The sequence below is a fragment of the Caballeronia ptereochthonis genome, assembly GCF_001545075.1.
Classification (GTDB): Bacteria; Pseudomonadota; Gammaproteobacteria; order Burkholderiales; family Burkholderiaceae; genus Caballeronia; species Caballeronia ptereochthonis.
In genome coordinates this window covers 17,925-35,280 of sequence record NZ_FCOB02000002.1, presented here as the reverse complement: position 1 = coordinate 35,280, position 17,356 = coordinate 17,925, and the positions used below count along the sequence as shown (strand labels likewise).

The following is a 17,356-nucleotide window of genomic DNA, read 5'->3' as shown; positions in this document are numbered from 1 at the left end:
TCAGGAAACGATCAGGCGCCCTTCGCCACATGCTCCTTCAACAGCGCGTTCACTTCGTTCGCCTTCTCCATCTGGCTCATGTGGCCGGCGTCGTCGAACACGCGCACGGTCGCGCCTTCCGGAGCATGCTTCGCGTGCGCGGCGGGAATGATCTGGTCTTTCCCGCCCCAGATCACGAGCACCGGCTTGCCCGTCGCCGCGAGCTTGCTGCCGGGCTGCGCGCTCTGCTTGCCGCCCGCGAACAAGCCGCCGTTGAGCGAGCTCAGCGCGTCGCTCACGCCGTCGAGCCGCTTGTACTTCAGCAGATCGTCGAGCATCTGGCGGCTCACCAGTTCCGGATTCGCGAACAGCAACTCCACGACGGGCTTCAGCTCGCGGCGCGATTCGGCCTTCACGAAGCCTTCGGTGTAGGCGTTGTTCACCTCGTCGCCGAAACCGGCGGGCGAAATGAGCGACACCGACTCCACGCGCTCCGGCTGATCCACGGCCATCTGCACCGCAATGCCGCCGCCCATCGAATGGCCGACGAGATGCGCGCGGTCGATCTTCGCCGCATCCATGAACTTCGCGACGAAAGCCGCGAGATCGGCGAGCGTCGCGCCGGGCAATTTCGGCGTCGACTGACCGTGGGCCGGCAGATCGAGCGCGAACACGCGGTTCTTCTCGGCGAGCGCATCGAGATTGAAAAGCCAGTTGTCGAGATCGCCGCCGAAGCCGTGGATGAACAGCACCGCCGGCCGGCTCGCGTCGTCGCCGCCGCGCGTGGCGTAACGCACGCGAATGCCGTCGACGTCGATAAAGTGATACGCGGACGCCGCTTCGTCGCCCGCGCCTTCCTCATCGGGCGGCGTTTCGTACGAGGACACGTACGCGTCGATATCGGCGTCGCTCACTTCAGCAGGCGCGAGCACGCCGAGCAGCGCCTTGACCCGCAGCGTATCGCCCGCCGCTGCGACCTTGCGGCGCAGCAAGCCCGCGTCCGGCGCCTCGACCGCGTTGGCGATCTTGTCGGTTTCGACGTCGAGAATCGGCATGCCGACGGTGATCTCCGTGCCCTCCTCCACGAGCCACTCGTTGACCGTGCCTTCCTTCATCGACAAGCCCCATTTGGGCATCACGATCGGTGTGATTGCGGACATCAGTGCTTTCCTCCCTTCAGGGTCTTTCGTGCGGCGTCGGCAATCTGCGCGGCGCTCGGAATGTACAGATCCTCGAGCGTCGGCGAGAACGGCACCGGCGTGTGCGGCGCGCAGACCATCTCGATGCCGGCCTTCAGCGCGCCGAACGCGTGCTGCGCGACTTGCGCGGAAATATCGGTGGCGATGTTGCAGCGCGGATTCGCCTCATCCACGACGACGAGCCGCCCCGTGTTCTCCACCGTTTCCAGCACGGTGTCGATGTCGAGCGGCGAGAGCGTGCGCAGATCGACGACTTCCGCTTCGATGCCCTCCTTCGCGAGCGTCGCCGCCGCCTCGAGCGCGCGATGCACCATCAGGCCGTACGTGACGATCGACACGTCCTTGCCGTCGCGCACGATGTTCGCTTCGCCGAACGGAATCGCGTACGAGTTCTCGGGCACTTCGCCTTCGAAGCCGTACAGGTTCTTGTGCTCGCAGAAGATGACGGGGTCGTTGTCGCGGATCGCCTGGATCAGCAGGCCCTTGGTGTCGTACGGCGTGCTCGGGCACACGACTTTCAGGCCGGGAATGTGCGTGAAGACCGACGTCAGCATCTGGCTGTGCTGAGCCGCCGCGCGGAAGCCCGCGCCGACCATCGCGCGGATCACGACGGGCGTCTCCGCCTTGCCGCCGAACATGTAGCGGAACTTGGCGGCCTGATTGAAGATCTGGTCGAAGCACACGCCCATGAAGTCGATGAACATCAGCTCGGCAATCGGGCGCATGCCGCACGCCGCGGCGCCGATCGCCGCGCCGATATAGGCCGATTCGGACAGCGGCGTATCGAGCAGCCTGTCGCCGTGCTTCGCGTAGAGTCCCTTCGTCACGCCGAGCACGCCGCCCCACGCGTCCTTCTCGCCGTCGGCGCCTGCGCCGCCGACGATGTCCTCACCCAGCACGATCACGCTCGGATCGCGGGTCATTTCCTGATCGATGGCTTCGTTGATCGCCATCTTCATGCTCAGTTTGCGGGCCATGGTGTTTGTCTCCTGTTTGAAGTCGGCGATTCAGTACTTGACGTAGACGTCGGTGAGCAGGTCGGCGGCGGTCGGCAGCGGCGCGTCCTTCGCTTCCTGCACCGCGCGGTCGATCAGCGCGGCGACTTCCTTGTCGATCGCGTCGAGCTCGGCGGGGGAGATGATGTCCGCTTGCGTGACCGCGCTCGCGAACTTCTTCAGGCAGTCCTTGTTCGAGCGGATATCGTCGAGTTCGCCCGGCGCGCGATACGTCTGCGCATCGCCTTCGAAGTGGCCGTAGAAGCGGATCATCTTGCATTCGAGCAGCGCCGGCCCGCCGCCTTCGCGCGCCCGCTTGATGACTTCGCCCGCCGCTTCGTACACCGCGAAGAAATCGGTGCCGTCCACCGTCACGCCCGGAATGCCGAAGCCCGCCGCGCGATCGACGTAGCTGTCGACCGCCGTGCCGTAGTCACGCGCGGTCGATTCCGCGTAGCCGTTGTTCTCGATCACGAAGATCACCGGCAGATTCCATACGGCGGCCAGATTCAGGCTTTCGAGGAACGTGCCCTGATTCGACGCGCCATCGCCCGCGAACGTGATGCCGACTTCGCCCTTGCCGCGAAACTTCGCCGCGAGCGCCGCGCCGCAAATCAGCGGCGCGCCCGCGCCGAGAATGCCGTTCGCGCCCATCATCCCTTTGGAGAGGTCGGCGATATGCATCGAGCCGCCCTTGCCGTTGCACGCGCCGCCTTTCTTGCCGTAGATCTCCTTCATCATCGCGACCGGATCGACACCCTTCGCGATGCAGTGCCCATGTCCGCGGTGCGTGCTCGCGATGCGGTCGCCGTCGTTCAGATGACTCATGATGCCGACGCCCGCCGCTTCCTCGCCCGCGTAGAGGTGGACGAAGCCCGGAATGTCGCCGCGGCCGAAATCGACGTGCAGCCGCTCCTCGAAATCGCGGATCGTGCGCATCTTGCGATAGACGTTCAGCAGTTCCTCCTTCGAGAGCGGCAAGCCGCCCGCATGCTGTTGCGATGATGTCATCTCTGTCTCCTTCGGTTGTGAATGGACTAGCTGGACTGACGAACCAGGTTGCCGGGCTGACGCATGAGCCCGCGCGCCGCCGCGTAGCGCATGCAGGCGGCGACGTCGATGCTGCGGAAGGCGTTTTCTCTGAGCGTGATGGTCACCACGTCGTCGGGGCCGAAGGCGAGCTCGCGTTCGCCGTCGAGCGCGACGATGCCCGTGCGCTGCTTCACGCGATGCGCAACGCCATCCGCAAGACGCGTCCAGTTCGCGATCGGCACGGGTTCCACGAGGCCGGGCGCGATCGGCGCGCACAGGTCGAATTCGCCCTTGCCCGGCGCGGCGAGCTCGATCGCGAGGCCGCCCGGATCGTGCCGCCCGAGCGGTTCGAGCAGGCCCGCGATGGCCGACATGCCGATCGCCTGCGGATCGGCGTAGGACACGTAGACGGCGGCGAGCGTGTCGATCTTCCACAGCGCCCGCGCGCCGATGAAATGCTCGTGCGAAATGACCGCGTCGACCAGCGCGATGTCGTGGCGCACGCCGCCGTTGCGATCGCAAATCTCGATGTCGAGCCGCTTGTTCGACGCGAGCGCCTCGTTCGCGGGCACGCGGCCTGTGGCATAGAGGCCGGCCGCGAGTCCTGAGATGGTCGGCTCGCGCATCTCGGGATAGGCGTTGTTCGTGCCGGTCGAGAGGCCCGCGAGCGGCACTTTCCCGCACTCGCGCACGACGGCGCGATGCGTGCCGTCGCCGCCCAGCACGATGAGCGCATCGACGCCGGCCTCGCGCATCATGCGTGCGGCGCGGAAGGTGTCGTCGACGCGCGCGGTCACGGGCATGTCGAGAAATTCGACGGCGGCGAGTCCGGCATCCGGGCCGTGCTTGCGCGCGAGATGCCGCTCGAGCATGACCTTCAAGCCTTCGCGGTCCGGCATCATCAGCACGCGCCCGACGCCGCTCGACGCGAGCGACGACAAGAGCCGCAGCACGATGTTCACGCGATCCGCGAGCTGAAGGCTGTTCGCGTTCGCGATGACGCGGCGTATGTCGCGCGCCGAAACCGGATTGGCGATGATGCCGACGAGCGGCTTTGCGCTTTCACGCATGCCTGTGTCTCCATTCTGTGTTTTGTGCGGCAGATAAGGCAAGCGCTATGCCAATCGCAACAGCGCTTCGGAGACGAGGAAAGTCGAGGGATTACCCGGAGAAATCGGGGGCGTCGGCGGGGTGTACGGGGCGCCGCCGTGACAGGTGTCACAGCGGCAGGTGTATCGGCGGGTGTACAGGCGTATCGGCTTGCTCAGTGCCCGTTCGCGTCGCGCTGATTCGGCGAGCGGATGCCGTAGCGCGCCATGCGTCGATACAGCGTCATGCGACTCACGCCGATTTGCCGCGCGACCGCGCTCAGGTTCCAGCTCGCCGCGCGCAGGTACTGCATCAGCAACATGCCTTCGGGCGGCAGCCGATGCGGATCGAATTCATCGACGGCGATGCGCGCGGGCGGCACCGTCGCCACGGCGGCGCCGCCGAAGCCTTCGGGCAAGTCGTCGACGTCGATCAGGCCGTTCGAGCACACCGCGCGCGCATAACGCAGCACGTTGCAGAGCTCGCGCAGATTGCCCGGCCAGTCGTGCCGGTGCAGCCGCTCTCGCGCCGCGGGCGACAGCGTGACCGGACCGCGCGCGATGTCGCTGTCGTCGTCGAGGAACTTGCGGATCAGCCAGTCGAGGTCGGTTCGCTCGCGCAGCGGCGGCAGCGTGAAGCGCGCGCCGTTCAGCCGGTAGTACAGGTCCTCGCGGAATCGTCCGTCCTGCATGAGCGCATCGAGCGAATGATGCGTCGCCGAAATCACGCGCACGTCGACCGATACGGGCCGCGATGCGCCGATCGCCAGCACCTCGCCTTCGGCCAGCACGCGCAGCAGGCGGGATTGCAGCGCGCGCGGCATGTCGCCGATTTCGTCGAGAAAGAGCGTGCCGCCGTCCGCTTCCTGAATCAGCCCGCGCTTCGCCTTCGCGCCCGCGCCGGAAAAGCTGTTCGGCATGTGCCCGAACAATTCGCTTTCGATGAGCGTTTCCGGAATCGCCGCACAATTCACCGCGACGAACGGTCCCGCCCGCCGCACGCTCGCGCGATGCAGTGCCTTCGCGAAGAATTCCTTGCCGCTGCCGGTTTCGCCGTTGACGAGCAGGTTGATCGGCGAATCGACGAGTTTTGCGGCGCGTTCCAGTTGGCGCGTGAGCGCGGCATCGCCGCCGCATAGCGCGGCAAGCGGCGCGGCGATCTGGACCGCGCGCTGCTCCGTCATGTTCGTGGTCGGCACGAAGCACGGCGCGGGCGGCATCACGCTCAGATACAGCAGCGCGCCGCTTTTCGCGAGCGGCACCGCGCGCAACTCGCTCGGCCGCGAATACACGAAGCGGCCCAGCTCTTCCAGACGCGCGTCGAAGAGCGTGTCGAACGGCACGCCGATCAGCGACGCCGCCGCGTCCCGCGTCACCACACCCGGCGCGATCGGCCGGCCGATTTCCGCCGCGAGCATCGTTTGCGCGCGGCGATTGTGTCCGACGATGCGCCCGCTCGCATCGAGCGCGATCAGATATTCGGGATCCACGTCGACGAATTCCGGCGACGTGTTCAGCTTCAGAATCCAGTCCTGCCGATGCGTGCGCAGGAAGTTCGCGTTCTCGATATGCCCCGCGTAGATGCGCACGAGCTGCAGCGCGAGGTTCTGGCTGTCGCGCGCCTGCGGCGAGACGAGCGCGGAAATATCGAGGATCGCGGCGAGCGCGCCGCGCGAATCGTAGAGCGGCGCCGCGGTGCACGTGAGCGGAATGTGCGTCGCGTCGAAATGATCGACCTGATGGACCGTCAGCGCCTGGCCCGTCGCGAGCGCCGTGCCGACCGCACAGGTGCCCGCGCCGGTCTCGCTCCATTCCGCGCCGAGATAGAGCCCGGCGCGGCGCAGCGCGGAATCGGTGTTCGCGTCGCCGATGTAATCGACCGTCACGCCGAGCGCATCGGTGAGCAGCACGACGTAGCCCATGCCCGCGACCTGCTCGTAAAGCGTCTCCAGCCCATGACGCGCGATGCGCGCGAAATCGTCGATGCGCTGCTGATGCTCGCGCAGACGCGTCTGCGGCAGAATGCGCGCCTCCTGCATGCGCGCCGGATCGAGCCCGTACTGATGCACGCAACGCCGCCACGACGTCTCGATGATGCTCTCGTGCACGCGCAGCGGCGCGGGCGCTTGCACCCGCGTGGTCGCCGCGACGACTGTCTCGATGTGCTCGCGTTGCCGCATGTCCATCGTGCTCTCCTTGGTGTCTCCTTGACGCGTCGGGCTTTTATCGGCGCACGGCAGCGCACTTTGCTGTTTTATCGCCTCCTGCCGACGCATTCGTTCTCTCGCCGCGCGAACGCGGGATTAACCGATTCGCACGAGCGTGTCTCAGGCCATATGATGCTCGAATCGGCAGGACGCGTCATGCGGCGGGAGCGCTGCGCCGCAGCAAAACGCGTGTTCATGTTTCAGCGCATCACAACGAAAAGACAGGAGACAACGGATGACGAAGATCGCTTACGAAGACTTCGAGCGACAAGTCGTGCAGCATCACCTCATCAAGGGCAACGTGTACGAGAACGGCGCGGCGCTGGTCGAGCGCGCGAACAGGTGGATCGCGGAGAACGGCATCGACGTGCTGAACGTCGAGAGCCTCTCGACGTTCGGCGCCGGCGACGATACCAGCGTGAGCCACTGGTACTCGGGCATTCGCGTCTGGTATCGCACCGTGTAGAAGGAGAATCAGCCGCGACCGACGAACGGCATTTTCGTCGCCATCACGGTGTGGAACAGGACGTTCGCATCGAGCGGCAGATTCGCCATGTACAGCACCGACTGGCCGACGATCTTCACGTCCATCATCGGCTCGACGGCGATTTCGCCGTTCGCCTGCGGCACGCCGCGCGACATCCGCTCCGACAACTCCGTGAACGCGTTGCCGACGTCGATCTGGCCGACCGCGATGTCATACTTGCGGCCGTCGAGCGAGGCGGTTTTCGTGAGACCCTGGACCGCGTGCTTCGTCGCCGTGTAGGCCGCCGAGTTGGGGCGCGGCGCGCTCGCGGAAATCGAGCCGTTGTTGATGATGCGCCCGCCCATCGGCGTTTGCGCCTTCATCGTGCGGAACGCCTGCTGCAGGCAATAGAACATGCCGTTCAGATTGATATTGACAACGTTCTGCCATTGCTCGGGCGTCCAGTCCTCGAACGGTCCGGGCGGATTCGTCACGCCAGCATTATTGAAGAGCAGATCGACGCGGTCGAAACGCTCGACCGCTGCCTTGAAAAGTTTCTCCACCGACTGCGGATCGGAGACATCGGTCGGCACGGCGAGCGCACGATCGGCGGCGTTCGCTTCATTGATCACCGCATCGAGCGGCGCGGGACGCCTTCCCGCCAGCACGACCGACCAGCCGTCGCCGAGCAGGGCTAGCGCCGCCGCGCGCCCGATGCCGCTGCCCGCCCCGGTGACGATGGCGATTCGTTGAGACTGGTTGGCTGCGTCGGACATGTCGGCGTTCTCCTGTTGGTATGCGCGCAACACGTGCGCGCTGAAATCGGGAGAACATTATCGGCGAATGCGCCGCGCAGCGCCGCTCTTTTGCGGCCTCAGCGATTGCGCGATGCTTCCGTCGCGACCGGGCCCGCCGTATTGCGCACGCCGCTGCTGTCGCAGAAGACGGCGGTCATCATCATCGGCACGACCTGCTTCACCACCGCCGTGCTGCCCGATGCGCGCACCTTCGCCTCGACCGTCTCCGACGCGCCGAGCACCACCACGCCGTATGCGGAATCGTTGACCGGCTGCCCGCTGCCGCGCTTGAACATATCGTCGCCCTGCTCGTAGCCCAGCACGGCGTAGACGCGAAAGCCATATGCCGTGAGCTCGCTGCCCTGGGTCGGCCGGAAAGCGTTGACGGAGTTTGCCTCGACGCGCATCGGGCGCGCGTCGATCGACTTGTCGGCGACGAGCGGCGCAATGAACCTGTGCGCGCTGGATTTGCAGTCGAGCTGACTTTCGAGACGAGTGGCATCGCACAGGCTGGGCAGCAGTCCCCCGACCACGGCAGCGAATGCGGTGAGCTTTGCGAGAGAAACGGTTTTCATGGCAGCGATAAAACCAACGGTTCGTAGGGCCGACACTGATGCTCGGACATCCGCGTCAATGCAATAAGCGAGCCAGCGAACCGGCCCACACGTCGCGCACGCGCTGCATTGTTCCCGCAAGGGCTTGGTTTCGTATTTGTTGGTTGACTTCTTCGACCGTGGCGCTTCGCGCAATCCTTGTGCTCGTGCAGCGATTCCTACAATCGCTTTTGTAGCGAGGCAATGACAGATTCTGCGTTTCGACAATCGACGTCTGTACGAGATCCCTCAATCTTTTCGCTTCGATGCGTCCGCCCGATGACAGGCCGCACATCAAGAGGGAAAACACGGATTCGGCGAAATGGTTATATTCAGCGATCCGACCCTCGAGGACCTTACATGACCGCACTTTCGGATTTCCCCATTACCCGCAAATGGCCTGCTCAGCATCCCGAGCGCATCCAGCTCTATTCGCTGCCGACGCCCAACGGCGTGAAAGTCTCGATCATGCTGGAGGAAACCGGCCTGCCTTACGAGCCGCATCTCGTGCGCTTCGACGCGAACGATCAGATGTCGCCGGAGTTCCTGTCGCTGAACCCGAACAACAAGATTCCCGCGATCATCGATCCGGACGGGCCGAACAGCGAGCCGCTTCCGCTGTTCGAATCGGGCGCGATTCTCGTCTATCTCGCGGCAAAGAGCGGCCGGTTCCTGCCGGAAGACGTGGCCAAGCGCTACGAGACGCTGCAATGGCTGATGTTCCAGATGGGCGGCATCGGCCCGATGTTCGGGCAAGTCGGCTTCTTCCATAAGTTCGCCGGCAAGGACTACGAGGACAAGCGCCCGCGTGCGCGATACGTTGCGGAATCGAAGCGGCTGCTCGCGGTGCTCGAGCAGCGCCTCGACGGGCGCGACTGGATCATGGGCGACGAGTACACCATCGCGGATATTTCGGTGTTTCCGTGGGTGCGGAATCTGGTCGGCTTCTACGAGGCGCGCGAGCTGGTCGATTTCCATGAATTCAGGAACGTCGAGCGCGTACTCGCCGCGTTTCTCGCGCGGCCGGCCGTGCAGCGCGGGCTCGAGATCCCGAAGCGCAACTGACATCCTTGCTGCCTGCGGCCGATTGGGCGCGGGCATCCGTCCCTCTGTTGCGTGCGCGCCCGCAAACGTTGGCGTCGCACGTGAGCCCGCGGTTGTCACACAACCGACTTGATGCGGCGGTAGATTGCGCTCTCCGCAAATGTCTGACGATTGGCCACTCGCGCCGCGCCATGCCGCGCCCGGGCCCCGGACCTTCTCGCGCACTTCTCTCCTCTACCGAACATGTCAAAGCTCACCGTCAAGGCGCGCCTCGCGATCGTCACGGGCGCGGTAGCCGCCGTGCTCGTCGCCGTCGGCGGCGTCGGATTATTCGGCGTCCAGCAGGGCAATGCCGCGCTGCGTCACGTCTTCGAAGGCCGCGCGCAGGCGCTGCAAACCATCTCGACCATCGACGAGCTCATCACGCAGAGCCAGTTCGCGATCAGCGACGCCGTGCTCGATCCGTCGGCGCAAAAGACGCAGACCGTCGTCGCCGCGACGCAGCAGCGCATCGCGTCCGTCGACGCCCTGCTCGGCCGCTATCTGCGCTATCCGCTCGATGCGACCGAAGCGCCGCTCGCCAGGCGCCTCGCCGCGGATTGGGCGACCTTGCGCGACAAGGGCTTTCGCCCGACGACGAACCTGCTCGCCGCGAACAATCTCTCCGAAGCGCAGTGGATCGTGACGCAGCAGATCGAGCCGCAGGCCACGCGCGTCAAGAAGGAAAGCACGGACCTGCGCGCGTTCCAGCTCACCGCCGCGCAGCAGGAGTACGACGACGCGCAGCGCGTGAGCCGCATCGTGCAGTGGACGGTGGGCGCGTGCATCGTTGCGGGCGTGGCGCTCGTCGGCTGGCTCTGCTTTTCGATGGCGCGCACGCTCATCCGGCAGCTCGGCGGTGAGCCGGCGCTCGCGGCAAGCGTCGCACGACGCGTCTCGCAAGGCGATCTGCAGACCGAGGTGCCCGTCGCGCCCGGCGACACGCAGAGCCTCATGCACGCGATGTCCTCGATGCGCAGCCAGCTTGCATCGATGGTCGGCGACATCAAGCGTTCGACCGACACCATCGGCCTCGCGGCGGCGGACATCACCGAAGGCAATCACGCGCTGTCCGCGCGCACCGAGGAACACGCGGCAAGCCTGCAGCAGACCTCAGCGAGCATGGAGCAGATCGCGTCGACGGTGCGCGCCAATGCCGATCACGCGAACCGCGCGCGCGAGCTCGCCCGCGAAGCGTCGACGCGCGCAAAGGATGGCGAGCGCGCCGTCGCCGACGCGATCGCGCGCATGACCGATCTGTCCGCGCGTTCGGCGCAGATCGGACAGATCACGGATGTCATCGAATCGATTGCATTCCAGACGAATCTGCTCGCGCTGAATGCGGCCGTCGAAGCGGCGCGCGCGGGATCGCTCGGGCGCGGCTTCGCGGTCGTCGCGGAGGAAGTGCGCGCGCTCGCGCGGCGTTCCTCGGGCGCGGCCAAGGAAATCTCGCAGTTGACGCGCGAAGTGAACGAACACGTCGAATCGAGCGGCTCGACGGTCAAACGCGCCGGCACGACCCTCTCCGACCTGCTCGATTCCGTCGATGGCGTGTCCACGCTGGTGGAAGCGATCGCCACCGCCTCGCGCGAGCAAAGCAGCGGCATCGACGAAGTGAACGACGCCGTCTCGCAGATGGATCGCCTGATGCAGAAGAACGCCGCGCTCGTGAACGAAGCGGCGACGGCCGCGCTCTCGCTCGACGCACAGGCGCGCGAGCTCAGGCAGACCGTTCAGGCGTTCCAGGTCTAGCGCTTCCTCGCGCGGTCTACTTCGACTTGAACTTCACCGCGCTCGCCATCCACTGGTCGCGCGGCGTTCTGCGGCGCTCGCGGCGCGTGCCGACCTTGGCGCGCATCTGATACGTCGCCGGCTGGCCTTGCGCGGTGATCTGGTTCCAGCCGCTGCCCGCGCTCACATTGAACGCGCCGAGATAGCCGCCCGGCAGCAGCGCCGGCACGGGCTTCTTCAGGTGCTTGCAGTAATCGAACTGCGCGCTGCCCGCCGGCCGCGACGTCTCGAACCACGACGGAAACACGAAGTCCGACACGCGCACGCCGGCGATGTCGTAGCCGAGATCGTCGGACTCGCAGGCATCGCACACTTCGTACGCGTAGAGCACACCTTGCGTCGCGCTGGGCTGCACGAACACCGTGAGGTTGATGTCGGGGTCCGCCAGCATCTCCAGCAATTCATGGCTCGCCGTCACCGTCCATTTGTTCCCGTACTGCTGATCGGTTTTCGCGAAGACCTTGCCGAGCGGCAGGCCTTCGTTGGTCACGTCGTGATAGCCGAGCGCGCCCGCCTGATCCGAATTGTCCAGAATCGACAGCCACCACGTGCCCGGCGCGGGCTTGCCCTTTTTCTTCACGAAAGTGAGATCCGCGTCGATGCCCCACGCGGGCGCGAAATGTGTGTGAACCTGCGTCTGCAAGGCCGGCACGGCGGCCTTTACTTCGTCGTCCGTCAGAACGGTACTCGCGTTGATCACCGAGATCTTGATGCTGGCCATGTCTTCCCCCTTCCAATTTGCCGGGCGTTGGCGCACGTCGAGCGCGCACGCTGGAAGTTATGGCACGCGTGCGCACTTCGCGCATCCCTGCATTCGCAGCCCTGCGAAAGCGCCGGGGGGATGGGCGGTGTGTGCATGGAGGAAGCAGGCCGACTGTTGGAACCGGTCGCGGAATGAAGAAACGGTGTGCTGCGTCGGCGGTCCGTTGCTCGGAGAATGCAGGCTCATGCGGCTAAGTGCGCATGGGCCTTCACTGAGGCGCGATATCCCGCTGTACCCGATGGATGTGTTGCTCGATGTAGAACGCCGCAGCGTCGGCATCACCGCACACGATAGCCTCATAAATCAGCCGATGCTCCGCAACGTAGAGTCGGATGCGCGCGGGATCATAGATGCCATCGTCCTTGAGCCGCTTCCAGAGAGACTGGTCCATCGCCGACGAAATCTCCTCGGCGAACTTGATCAGCAGTACGTCGCCGGTCATTACGGCCAGTTGCCGATGGAAGAGCCTGTCGCTGTTGTTCCATAGCGCGCGCTCTTCAGGCGTCGCAACGTCGGTCAAGGTTTCCATCTGAGCCAGGTAGTGCTCGGCAAGCGGGTCCCGTTGCTTGTGCGCGGCGGCGCGGCGCGCTATCGCGGGTTCCAGAACCAGGCGCACATCCAGCGTCGCCGATGGACTGAAGTCCGATGTCGACTCCCCTGTCCGGCTCAACTCGTTGCGGCCGGAAGCGAGGATCTGGTTGGCGCCCGGGGCGACGTATGTTCCGGAGTTGCGCTTCGTGATAACCAGGCCTTCGTTCTGAAGCGCACCGATCGCCTCGCGGACTGCCGGCCGTCCGACGCCGAACAATGTGGCCAACTCGCGCTCCGACGGAAGTCGGGCGTCAGGCAAAAATCGCCCGCAGCGAATTTCGGCGCGAATCTTCTCCGAAACCTGCTCATAGATCTGCAAGGGGCGGAAGTTGCCTTCGAGTTCAAATCGAGCAGAGACCATTGTCTATTGTCAGGCGGCTTGAGGTGGTTCTCCAATATACCACTTACTCCCGACATGCTGCGGCCAGTCTGTGCCCCATCGCAGCTCAGAATCGGCGTTTTATAGACCAGATTCGGTCAAATCACATCCATTAAGCTATATAGCTAGCCAAACTGGTTCAATTCGTTCCAAATCACCCGAATGTGCAGCGTCTTGGCTTGTTAAATAGCCCATTCTGGTATAGATTTGGTCCACATGCTGGCCACCCGAAATTGGACTAATCGGAGCCAGTGTTCCTTCGCTGGCCAGCGATTCGCCGGTCCTTCCGAATACTTCAAACCAAGGCTTCCAAATGACATCGCGCGACCTCCCGACTCTCGACGCGAAGGCGACCGCCTCGTTACTCGACTATCGTCTTCTGGTGGATGCCCTCGCCCAGACCATCGTCGAGTACGGCGCAGGTCAGATCGTCAGTCCGGAACGGATGGCAATCCCGATGCAGGAAGGCGGTCTGATGTTGTCGATGCCGGCAAGCGCGGAGGACATCGCCATACACAAATTGGTGAACGTCTGTCCCTCAAACGCACAGCGCAAATTGCCGACCATCCACGGTCAGGTCATTGCCTGTGACGCTTTCACGGGCGAGATGCTCTTTGTCCTTGATGGTCCGACGGTTACCGGACGACGCACCGCAGCGGTGACGGCTTTGGGCATCCGGTCCTTGCACGGTGCCGCGCCGCACCAAATCGTCGTCATCGGGACCGGCAGGCAAGCGGCAAATCACGTCGAGGCGCTGGCCGCCATTTTCCCGGAAGCAAGGTTGCTGGCGAAAGGCATATCCAAAGCGGATGCGGAGGACTTCATTGCGCGCAATCGAGCGGTGGCGCCGAACCTGACTGCGGTTACCGACGACGACATTCCCGAGAGCGCGGACGTAGTCATTACGCTGACAACCAGCAAGTCGCCGGTCTACACGGAGGCGGCCCAGCCGGGACGTCTCGTGGTCGGCGTCGGCGCCTTCACCGCTGACGCTGCGGAAATCGGAAAGCAGACAGTCGACGGCAGTTTCCTGGTAGTCGACGATCCGGTCGGCGCCAGGCATGAAGCCGGTGACCTCATTTTGGCACATGTCGACTGGAACACCGTCTCGCCGCTCGCGAGCGCTCTCTCGGGAGACCTCGAGCCTACGAAACCAGTACTCTTCAAGAGCGTTGGATGCGCCGCCTGGGATCTGGCAGCCTGCCGAGTAGCCCGCGACGCCCTGCGTTGACTTGCCATCGCAATGGCGTTCGCCATTTCCGGGCATACGCCGGTTTGAGCGGCACTTTCGTCCATCGCGCGAAACCACCGGGGAAAACCACTATGCAAAGGACGCATTTGCCCGAGAAGCGCACCGTGGCTGAATCTGCCGGGTCGAATTGGTCCTGAAATGACCCAAATTCAGCCACCGCTTTCCGACACAGATTGTACTGGAACCAAAATCCCGCTAATCTGGTCGCTCATTGGTCCAATTATGGAGCTTCATCCATGCGCCGCCTCGTAACAACAATGGCTGTCTTAACGGCCGCCGGCTTCACTTTTTCGGCCCACGCCCAGGTCGTCGTCACTATCGGTCATTCGGCTCCGCTTACGGGTCCGCAGGCACCGAACGGCAAGGACAACGAAAACGGGGCCCGCCTTGCTATCGACGAACTGAACAAGAGCGGCGTTACCGTTGGTGGCCAGAAAGTAACGTTCAAGCTCGACTCGGAAGACGACCAGGCCGACCCGAAGATCGGCGTTCAAATCGCGCAAAAGCTGGTGGACAGCGGCGTTGTCGCCGTGATGGGGCCTTACAACTCCGGCGTGGCAATTCCGGCGTCGCGAGTGTACAACGCAGGCGGCGTCCCTATTTTGCCCGTTGCCTCGAATCCCGCTTTGACCAAGCAAGGTTTCAAGACGATTTTCCGTATCGGCGCGAGCGACGAGCAGTTGGGCGGAACGATGGGCCAGTTCGCGGCGAAGACCTTGAAGGCCAAGACCGCGGCAGTCATCGACGACCGCACGGCATACGGTCAAGGCGTGGCCGAGCAGTTCATGAAGGTCGCGAAGGAAAACGGCATTCAGATCATCGACCAGCAGTTCACGAACTCGTCGGCGACCGACTTCCTCGGCATTCTGACCAGCATCAAGTCGAAGAATCCGGATGTCATCTTCTTCGGCGGCTACGCTGCGCAAGGTGCGCCAATGGCCAAGCAGATGCGCGCACGCGGCCTGCGCGCGAAGCTGCTCGGCGGCGACGGTATCTGCTCGGCAGATATGGGCAAGGTCGCGGGCGATGCGGCGTCTATCGTGTACTGCGCGCAGGGTGGCGTTTCGCTCGACAAGACTCCGGCCGGCCGGGAATTCCTGCAGAAGTACAAGGCTGCCTACAACACGGATACGCAGGTCTATGCGGTCAGCTACTATGACGGCGTGAAACTGCTCGCCGACGCGATGATCAAGGCCGGCACTGTCACTGACAAGGCGAAGCTCACGGCACAGCTGGCCAAGACCAACTACAAGGGCGTTGCGGGTACCTACTCCTTTGACGAGTACGGAGACCTGAAGGGCGCGCCGACGACCGTCTACGTCATCAAGAACGGTCTTCCGGTGCCGTACGGTCAGTAACGTCATCAGCTTTGACAAGAAGCGCACATGAAAATCTCCCGCACTATTTCGACCGTCGAGTCACATACCGGCGGCGAAGCATTCCGAATCGTTACGAGCGGACTTCCGCGCCTTCCTGGCGACACCATTGTCAAGCGACGTGCATGGTTGAAGGAGAACGCGGATGACATCCGGAAAGCATTGATGTTCGAGCCGCGCGGCCATGCCGACATGTACGGCGGATATCTGACTGAACCGGTTAGTCCGAGCGCCGACTTCGGAATCATCTTCCTCCACAACGAGGGCTACAGCGACCATTGCGGACACGGCGTCATCGCGCTGTCTACCGCCGCGGTCGAGCTGGGCTGGGTTCAGCGGCAGGTTCCCGAGACGCGCATCGGCATTGATGCGCCGTGTGGCTTCATCGAGGCATTCGTGCAGTGGGACGGCGAGCACGCCGGTAACGTTCGGTTTGTGAACGTTCCGTCGTTTATCTGGAAGCGAGATGTGACCGTCGAGACGCCGTCGTTCGGCATCATCAAGGGCGACATTGCTTTCGGAGGCGCGTTCTATTTCTACGCAGACGGCGCGCCGCATGGCCTCGAAGTTCGCGAGTCCAACGTGGAAGAGCTGATTCGGTTCGGCACCGAGGTGAAGATAGCGGCAAACAAGGCGTATCCGGTCGAGCATCCGGACATCCCGGAAATCAACCATATTTACGGGACCATCATTGCCAACGCACCGCGCCACGAGAGCTCCACGCAGGCGAATTGCTGCGTGTTCGCCGATCGCGAAGTGGACCGTTCCCCGACGGGGTCCGGAACCGGCGGGCGCGTCGCTCAGCTTTATCTGCGTGGTGAACTGGGCAAAGACGAAACGCTCGTGAACGAGTCCATCATCGGAACCGTCTTCAAGGGGCGTGTTTTGAGCGAGACGACGGTCGGGGACTTCAAGGCAGTGATCCCGGAAGTCGAGGGCAACGCGTTCGTTTGCGGCTTTGCGAACTGGATCGTGGATGAGCGTGACCCGCTGACCTACGGCTTCCTCGTCCGATGAATCATCTCCTGTAGTACCAGTTGGCGCGGAAAGCTGAGACCCAGCATTCCGCGCTTTTTTGCATGTATCGATACTTCAGATACCATGCGCCTTCAGGCGCCCCCGTACCCGTCTACGGACAGGATTTTTGACTCGCGTGACGCGAATCGCACAACGGGTTCACAATAAAAAGCCGACGCGCGCGATATTCGCACTCCGGGTGAAATGCGTTACATATCAACGCGTTGGCCCGGCGATGCTCAGGATATCCACACCCTTGTTCACGGAAACTGTGGACAAAGGCCAGGCGGTTCTCGTAGCCGCGGCTTCGCCGCACGCGCACATTCATCGATGCGATTTTCGAAGGTGGTGACGCCTATGAATGCCCTTTCCTGCTCGGCTCGCTCTAGTTCTGTTCACGCCGTTCGATCGCGACGATTTCCCGTCATTGCAGTGATCGGGATGATCTGCGTCGCGGCTCATGCGCAATCGCAGTGTCCGGGTTACGTCGAGACGGACGCCGGCAGCGCGTTCGACATCGCCTCGATCATCAGGGACACGGGTTCGCCGCAATCCGCGCTCGACAAGGTGCGCAGCGCAGTCGCGAGAGTCAACGCGGGTGGAGGCTGCTCGATCTTTCGCGACCCGCTCGCGTGCGAGGAAACGCTCACACTCGCGAACAAGGCAATCGTCGCCCTGCAAGCGTGCACATCGTCGGGTTTGCCGAAAGGCTCGGCGCACGGTTGATTGGAGCCGCGGACATAAAAAA

General features: G+C 63.8%; 16 protein-coding genes. 7 read left to right on the top strand and 9 right to left on the bottom strand.

Annotated elements, in window-relative coordinates; genetic code table 11:
* Positions 1–11 precede the first annotated feature (11 nt).
* The 5 genes from AWB83_RS02095 to AWB83_RS02075 form a co-directional block, all read right to left on the bottom strand.
* Positions 12–1,139: an acetoin dehydrogenase dihydrolipoyllysine-residue acetyltransferase subunit gene (locus AWB83_RS02095; RefSeq protein ID WP_087042603.1), complete on the bottom strand. Its 1,128-nt coding sequence runs from the start codon at positions 1,137–1,139 to the stop codon at positions 12–14.
* A complete protein-coding gene (locus tag AWB83_RS02090; protein ID WP_087042602.1) occupies positions 1,139–2,155 on the bottom strand; it encodes an alpha-ketoacid dehydrogenase subunit beta in 1,017 nt (338 codons plus the stop codon). The genes AWB83_RS02095 and AWB83_RS02090 overlap by 1 nt, the downstream gene beginning before the upstream one ends.
* Before the next feature lie 30 nt (positions 2,156–2,185).
* Positions 2,186–3,184: a thiamine pyrophosphate-dependent dehydrogenase E1 component subunit alpha gene (locus tag AWB83_RS02085; protein WP_087042601.1), complete on the bottom strand. Its 999-nt coding sequence runs from the start codon at positions 3,182–3,184 to the stop codon at positions 2,186–2,188.
* A gap of 26 nt (positions 3,185–3,210) precedes the next feature.
* The gene (locus AWB83_RS02080; RefSeq protein ID WP_087042600.1) at positions 3,211–4,275 is read right to left on the bottom strand and encodes an ATP-NAD kinase family protein; all 1,065 of its coding nucleotides are present in this window, start codon (positions 4,273–4,275) and stop codon (positions 3,211–3,213) included.
* A gap of 194 nt (positions 4,276–4,469) precedes the next feature.
* Positions 4,470–6,479, bottom strand: a complete 2,010-nt coding sequence (locus AWB83_RS02075) for a sigma-54-dependent Fis family transcriptional regulator (protein WP_087042838.1) — start codon at positions 6,477–6,479, stop codon at positions 4,470–4,472.
* 256 nt (positions 6,480–6,735) lie between these two features.
* On the opposite strand from AWB83_RS02075, the gene AWB83_RS02070 reads away from it, so the two are divergent.
* Positions 6,736–6,966, top strand: coding sequence for a hypothetical protein (locus tag AWB83_RS02070; protein WP_087042599.1), 231 nt, complete (start codon positions 6,736–6,738; stop codon positions 6,964–6,966).
* 8 nt (positions 6,967–6,974) lie between these two features.
* On the opposite strand, the gene AWB83_RS02065 is transcribed toward AWB83_RS02070, so the two are convergent.
* Together AWB83_RS02065 and AWB83_RS02060 are read right to left on the bottom strand one after the other, a co-directional pair.
* Positions 6,975–7,742: an SDR family oxidoreductase gene (locus AWB83_RS02065; RefSeq protein WP_087042837.1), complete on the bottom strand. Its 768-nt coding sequence runs from the start codon at positions 7,740–7,742 to the stop codon at positions 6,975–6,977.
* Positions 7,743–7,840: 98 nt separating this feature from the next.
* Positions 7,841–8,338 (bottom strand): hypothetical protein, encoded by a 498-nt coding sequence (locus tag AWB83_RS02060; RefSeq protein WP_087042598.1) that lies wholly within the window; start codon positions 8,336–8,338, stop codon positions 7,841–7,843.
* 378 nt (positions 8,339–8,716) lie between these two features.
* Here AWB83_RS02060 and AWB83_RS02055 point away from each other — a divergent pair, with 378 nt between their 5' ends.
* Positions 8,717–9,421: a glutathione S-transferase N-terminal domain-containing protein gene (locus AWB83_RS02055; RefSeq protein ID WP_087042597.1), complete on the top strand. Its 705-nt coding sequence runs from the start codon at positions 8,717–8,719 to the stop codon at positions 9,419–9,421.
* Positions 9,422–9,643: 222 nt separating this feature from the next.
* The gene (locus AWB83_RS02050) at positions 9,644–11,191 is read left to right on the top strand and encodes a methyl-accepting chemotaxis protein (protein WP_087042596.1); all 1,548 of its coding nucleotides are present in this window, start codon (positions 9,644–9,646) and stop codon (positions 11,189–11,191) included.
* 16 nt (positions 11,192–11,207) lie between these two features.
* On the opposite strand, the gene AWB83_RS02045 is transcribed toward AWB83_RS02050, so the two are convergent.
* On the bottom strand, positions 11,208–11,951 hold the full coding sequence (locus AWB83_RS02045) for a hypothetical protein (protein ID WP_087042595.1): 744 nt from the start codon (positions 11,949–11,951) through the stop codon (positions 11,208–11,210).
* Between the two features lie 250 nt (positions 11,952–12,201).
* Complete coding sequence (locus AWB83_RS02040) at positions 12,202–12,945, bottom strand: FadR/GntR family transcriptional regulator (protein ID WP_087042594.1); 744 nt, start codon at positions 12,943–12,945, stop codon at positions 12,202–12,204.
* A 331-nt stretch (positions 12,946–13,276) separates the two neighbouring features.
* On the opposite strand from AWB83_RS02040, the gene lhpI reads away from it, so the two are divergent.
* The 4 genes from lhpI to AWB83_RS02020 all read left to right on the top strand — a co-directional run bounded on the left by lhpI (position 13,277) and on the right by AWB83_RS02020 (position 17,334).
* The gene (gene lhpI, locus AWB83_RS02035) at positions 13,277–14,194 is read left to right on the top strand and encodes a bifunctional Delta(1)-pyrroline-2-carboxylate/Delta(1)-piperideine-2-carboxylate reductase (RefSeq protein WP_087042593.1); all 918 of its coding nucleotides are present in this window, start codon (positions 13,277–13,279) and stop codon (positions 14,192–14,194) included.
* 257 nt (positions 14,195–14,451) lie between these two features.
* Positions 14,452–15,573, top strand: a complete 1,122-nt coding sequence (locus tag AWB83_RS02030) for a branched-chain amino acid ABC transporter substrate-binding protein (RefSeq protein ID WP_087042592.1) — start codon at positions 14,452–14,454, stop codon at positions 15,571–15,573.
* Positions 15,574–15,600: 27 nt separating this feature from the next.
* Positions 15,601–16,608 carry a trans-3-hydroxy-L-proline dehydratase gene (lhpH, locus tag AWB83_RS02025; RefSeq protein WP_087042591.1) on the top strand — a complete coding sequence of 336 codons (1,008 nt, stop codon included), beginning with the start codon at positions 15,601–15,603 and terminating at the stop codon, positions 16,606–16,608.
* Positions 16,609–17,049: 441 nt separating this feature from the next.
* Complete coding sequence (locus tag AWB83_RS02020; RefSeq protein WP_244197533.1) at positions 17,050–17,334, top strand: hypothetical protein; 285 nt, start codon at positions 17,050–17,052, stop codon at positions 17,332–17,334.
* The last annotated feature ends 22 nt before the right edge of the window (positions 17,335–17,356 follow it).

Excerpts from the sequence above, each read along its gene's own strand:
- AWB83_RS02095 (WP_087042603.1), bottom strand. The coding sequence starts at position 1,139 with ATGTCCGCAATCACACCGATCGTGATGCCCAAATGGGGCTTGTCGATG.
- AWB83_RS02075 (WP_087042838.1), bottom strand. The coding sequence starts at position 6,479 with ATGGACATGCGGCAACGCGAGCACATCGAGACAGTCGTCGCGGCGACC.
- lhpI (WP_087042593.1), top strand. The coding sequence starts at position 13,277 with ATGACATCGCGCGACCTCCCGACTCTCGACGCGAAGGCGACCGCCTCG.
- AWB83_RS02085 (WP_087042601.1), bottom strand. The coding sequence starts at position 3,184 with ATGACATCATCGCAACAGCATGCGGGCGGCTTGCCGCTCTCGAAGGAG.
- AWB83_RS02045 (WP_087042595.1), bottom strand. The coding sequence starts at position 11,951 with ATGGCCAGCATCAAGATCTCGGTGATCAACGCGAGTACCGTTCTGACG.
- AWB83_RS02070 (WP_087042599.1), top strand. The coding sequence starts at position 6,736 with ATGACGAAGATCGCTTACGAAGACTTCGAGCGACAAGTCGTGCAGCAT.
- AWB83_RS02080 (WP_087042600.1), bottom strand. The coding sequence starts at position 4,275 with ATGCGTGAAAGCGCAAAGCCGCTCGTCGGCATCATCGCCAATCCGGTT.
- AWB83_RS02020 (WP_244197533.1), top strand. The coding sequence starts at position 17,050 with ATGATCTGCGTCGCGGCTCATGCGCAATCGCAGTGTCCGGGTTACGTC.
- AWB83_RS02090 (WP_087042602.1), bottom strand. The coding sequence starts at position 2,155 with ATGGCCCGCAAACTGAGCATGAAGATGGCGATCAACGAAGCCATCGAT.
- AWB83_RS02060 (WP_087042598.1), bottom strand. The coding sequence starts at position 8,338 with ATGAAAACCGTTTCTCTCGCAAAGCTCACCGCATTCGCTGCCGTGGTC.
- AWB83_RS02030 (WP_087042592.1), top strand. The coding sequence starts at position 14,452 with ATGCGCCGCCTCGTAACAACAATGGCTGTCTTAACGGCCGCCGGCTTC.
- AWB83_RS02050 (WP_087042596.1), top strand. The coding sequence starts at position 9,644 with ATGTCAAAGCTCACCGTCAAGGCGCGCCTCGCGATCGTCACGGGCGCG.
- lhpH (WP_087042591.1), top strand. The coding sequence starts at position 15,601 with ATGAAAATCTCCCGCACTATTTCGACCGTCGAGTCACATACCGGCGGC.
- AWB83_RS02055 (WP_087042597.1), top strand. The coding sequence starts at position 8,717 with ATGACCGCACTTTCGGATTTCCCCATTACCCGCAAATGGCCTGCTCAG.
- AWB83_RS02040 (WP_087042594.1), bottom strand. The coding sequence starts at position 12,945 with ATGGTCTCTGCTCGATTTGAACTCGAAGGCAACTTCCGCCCCTTGCAG.
- AWB83_RS02065 (WP_087042837.1), bottom strand. The coding sequence starts at position 7,742 with ATGTCCGACGCAGCCAACCAGTCTCAACGAATCGCCATCGTCACCGGG.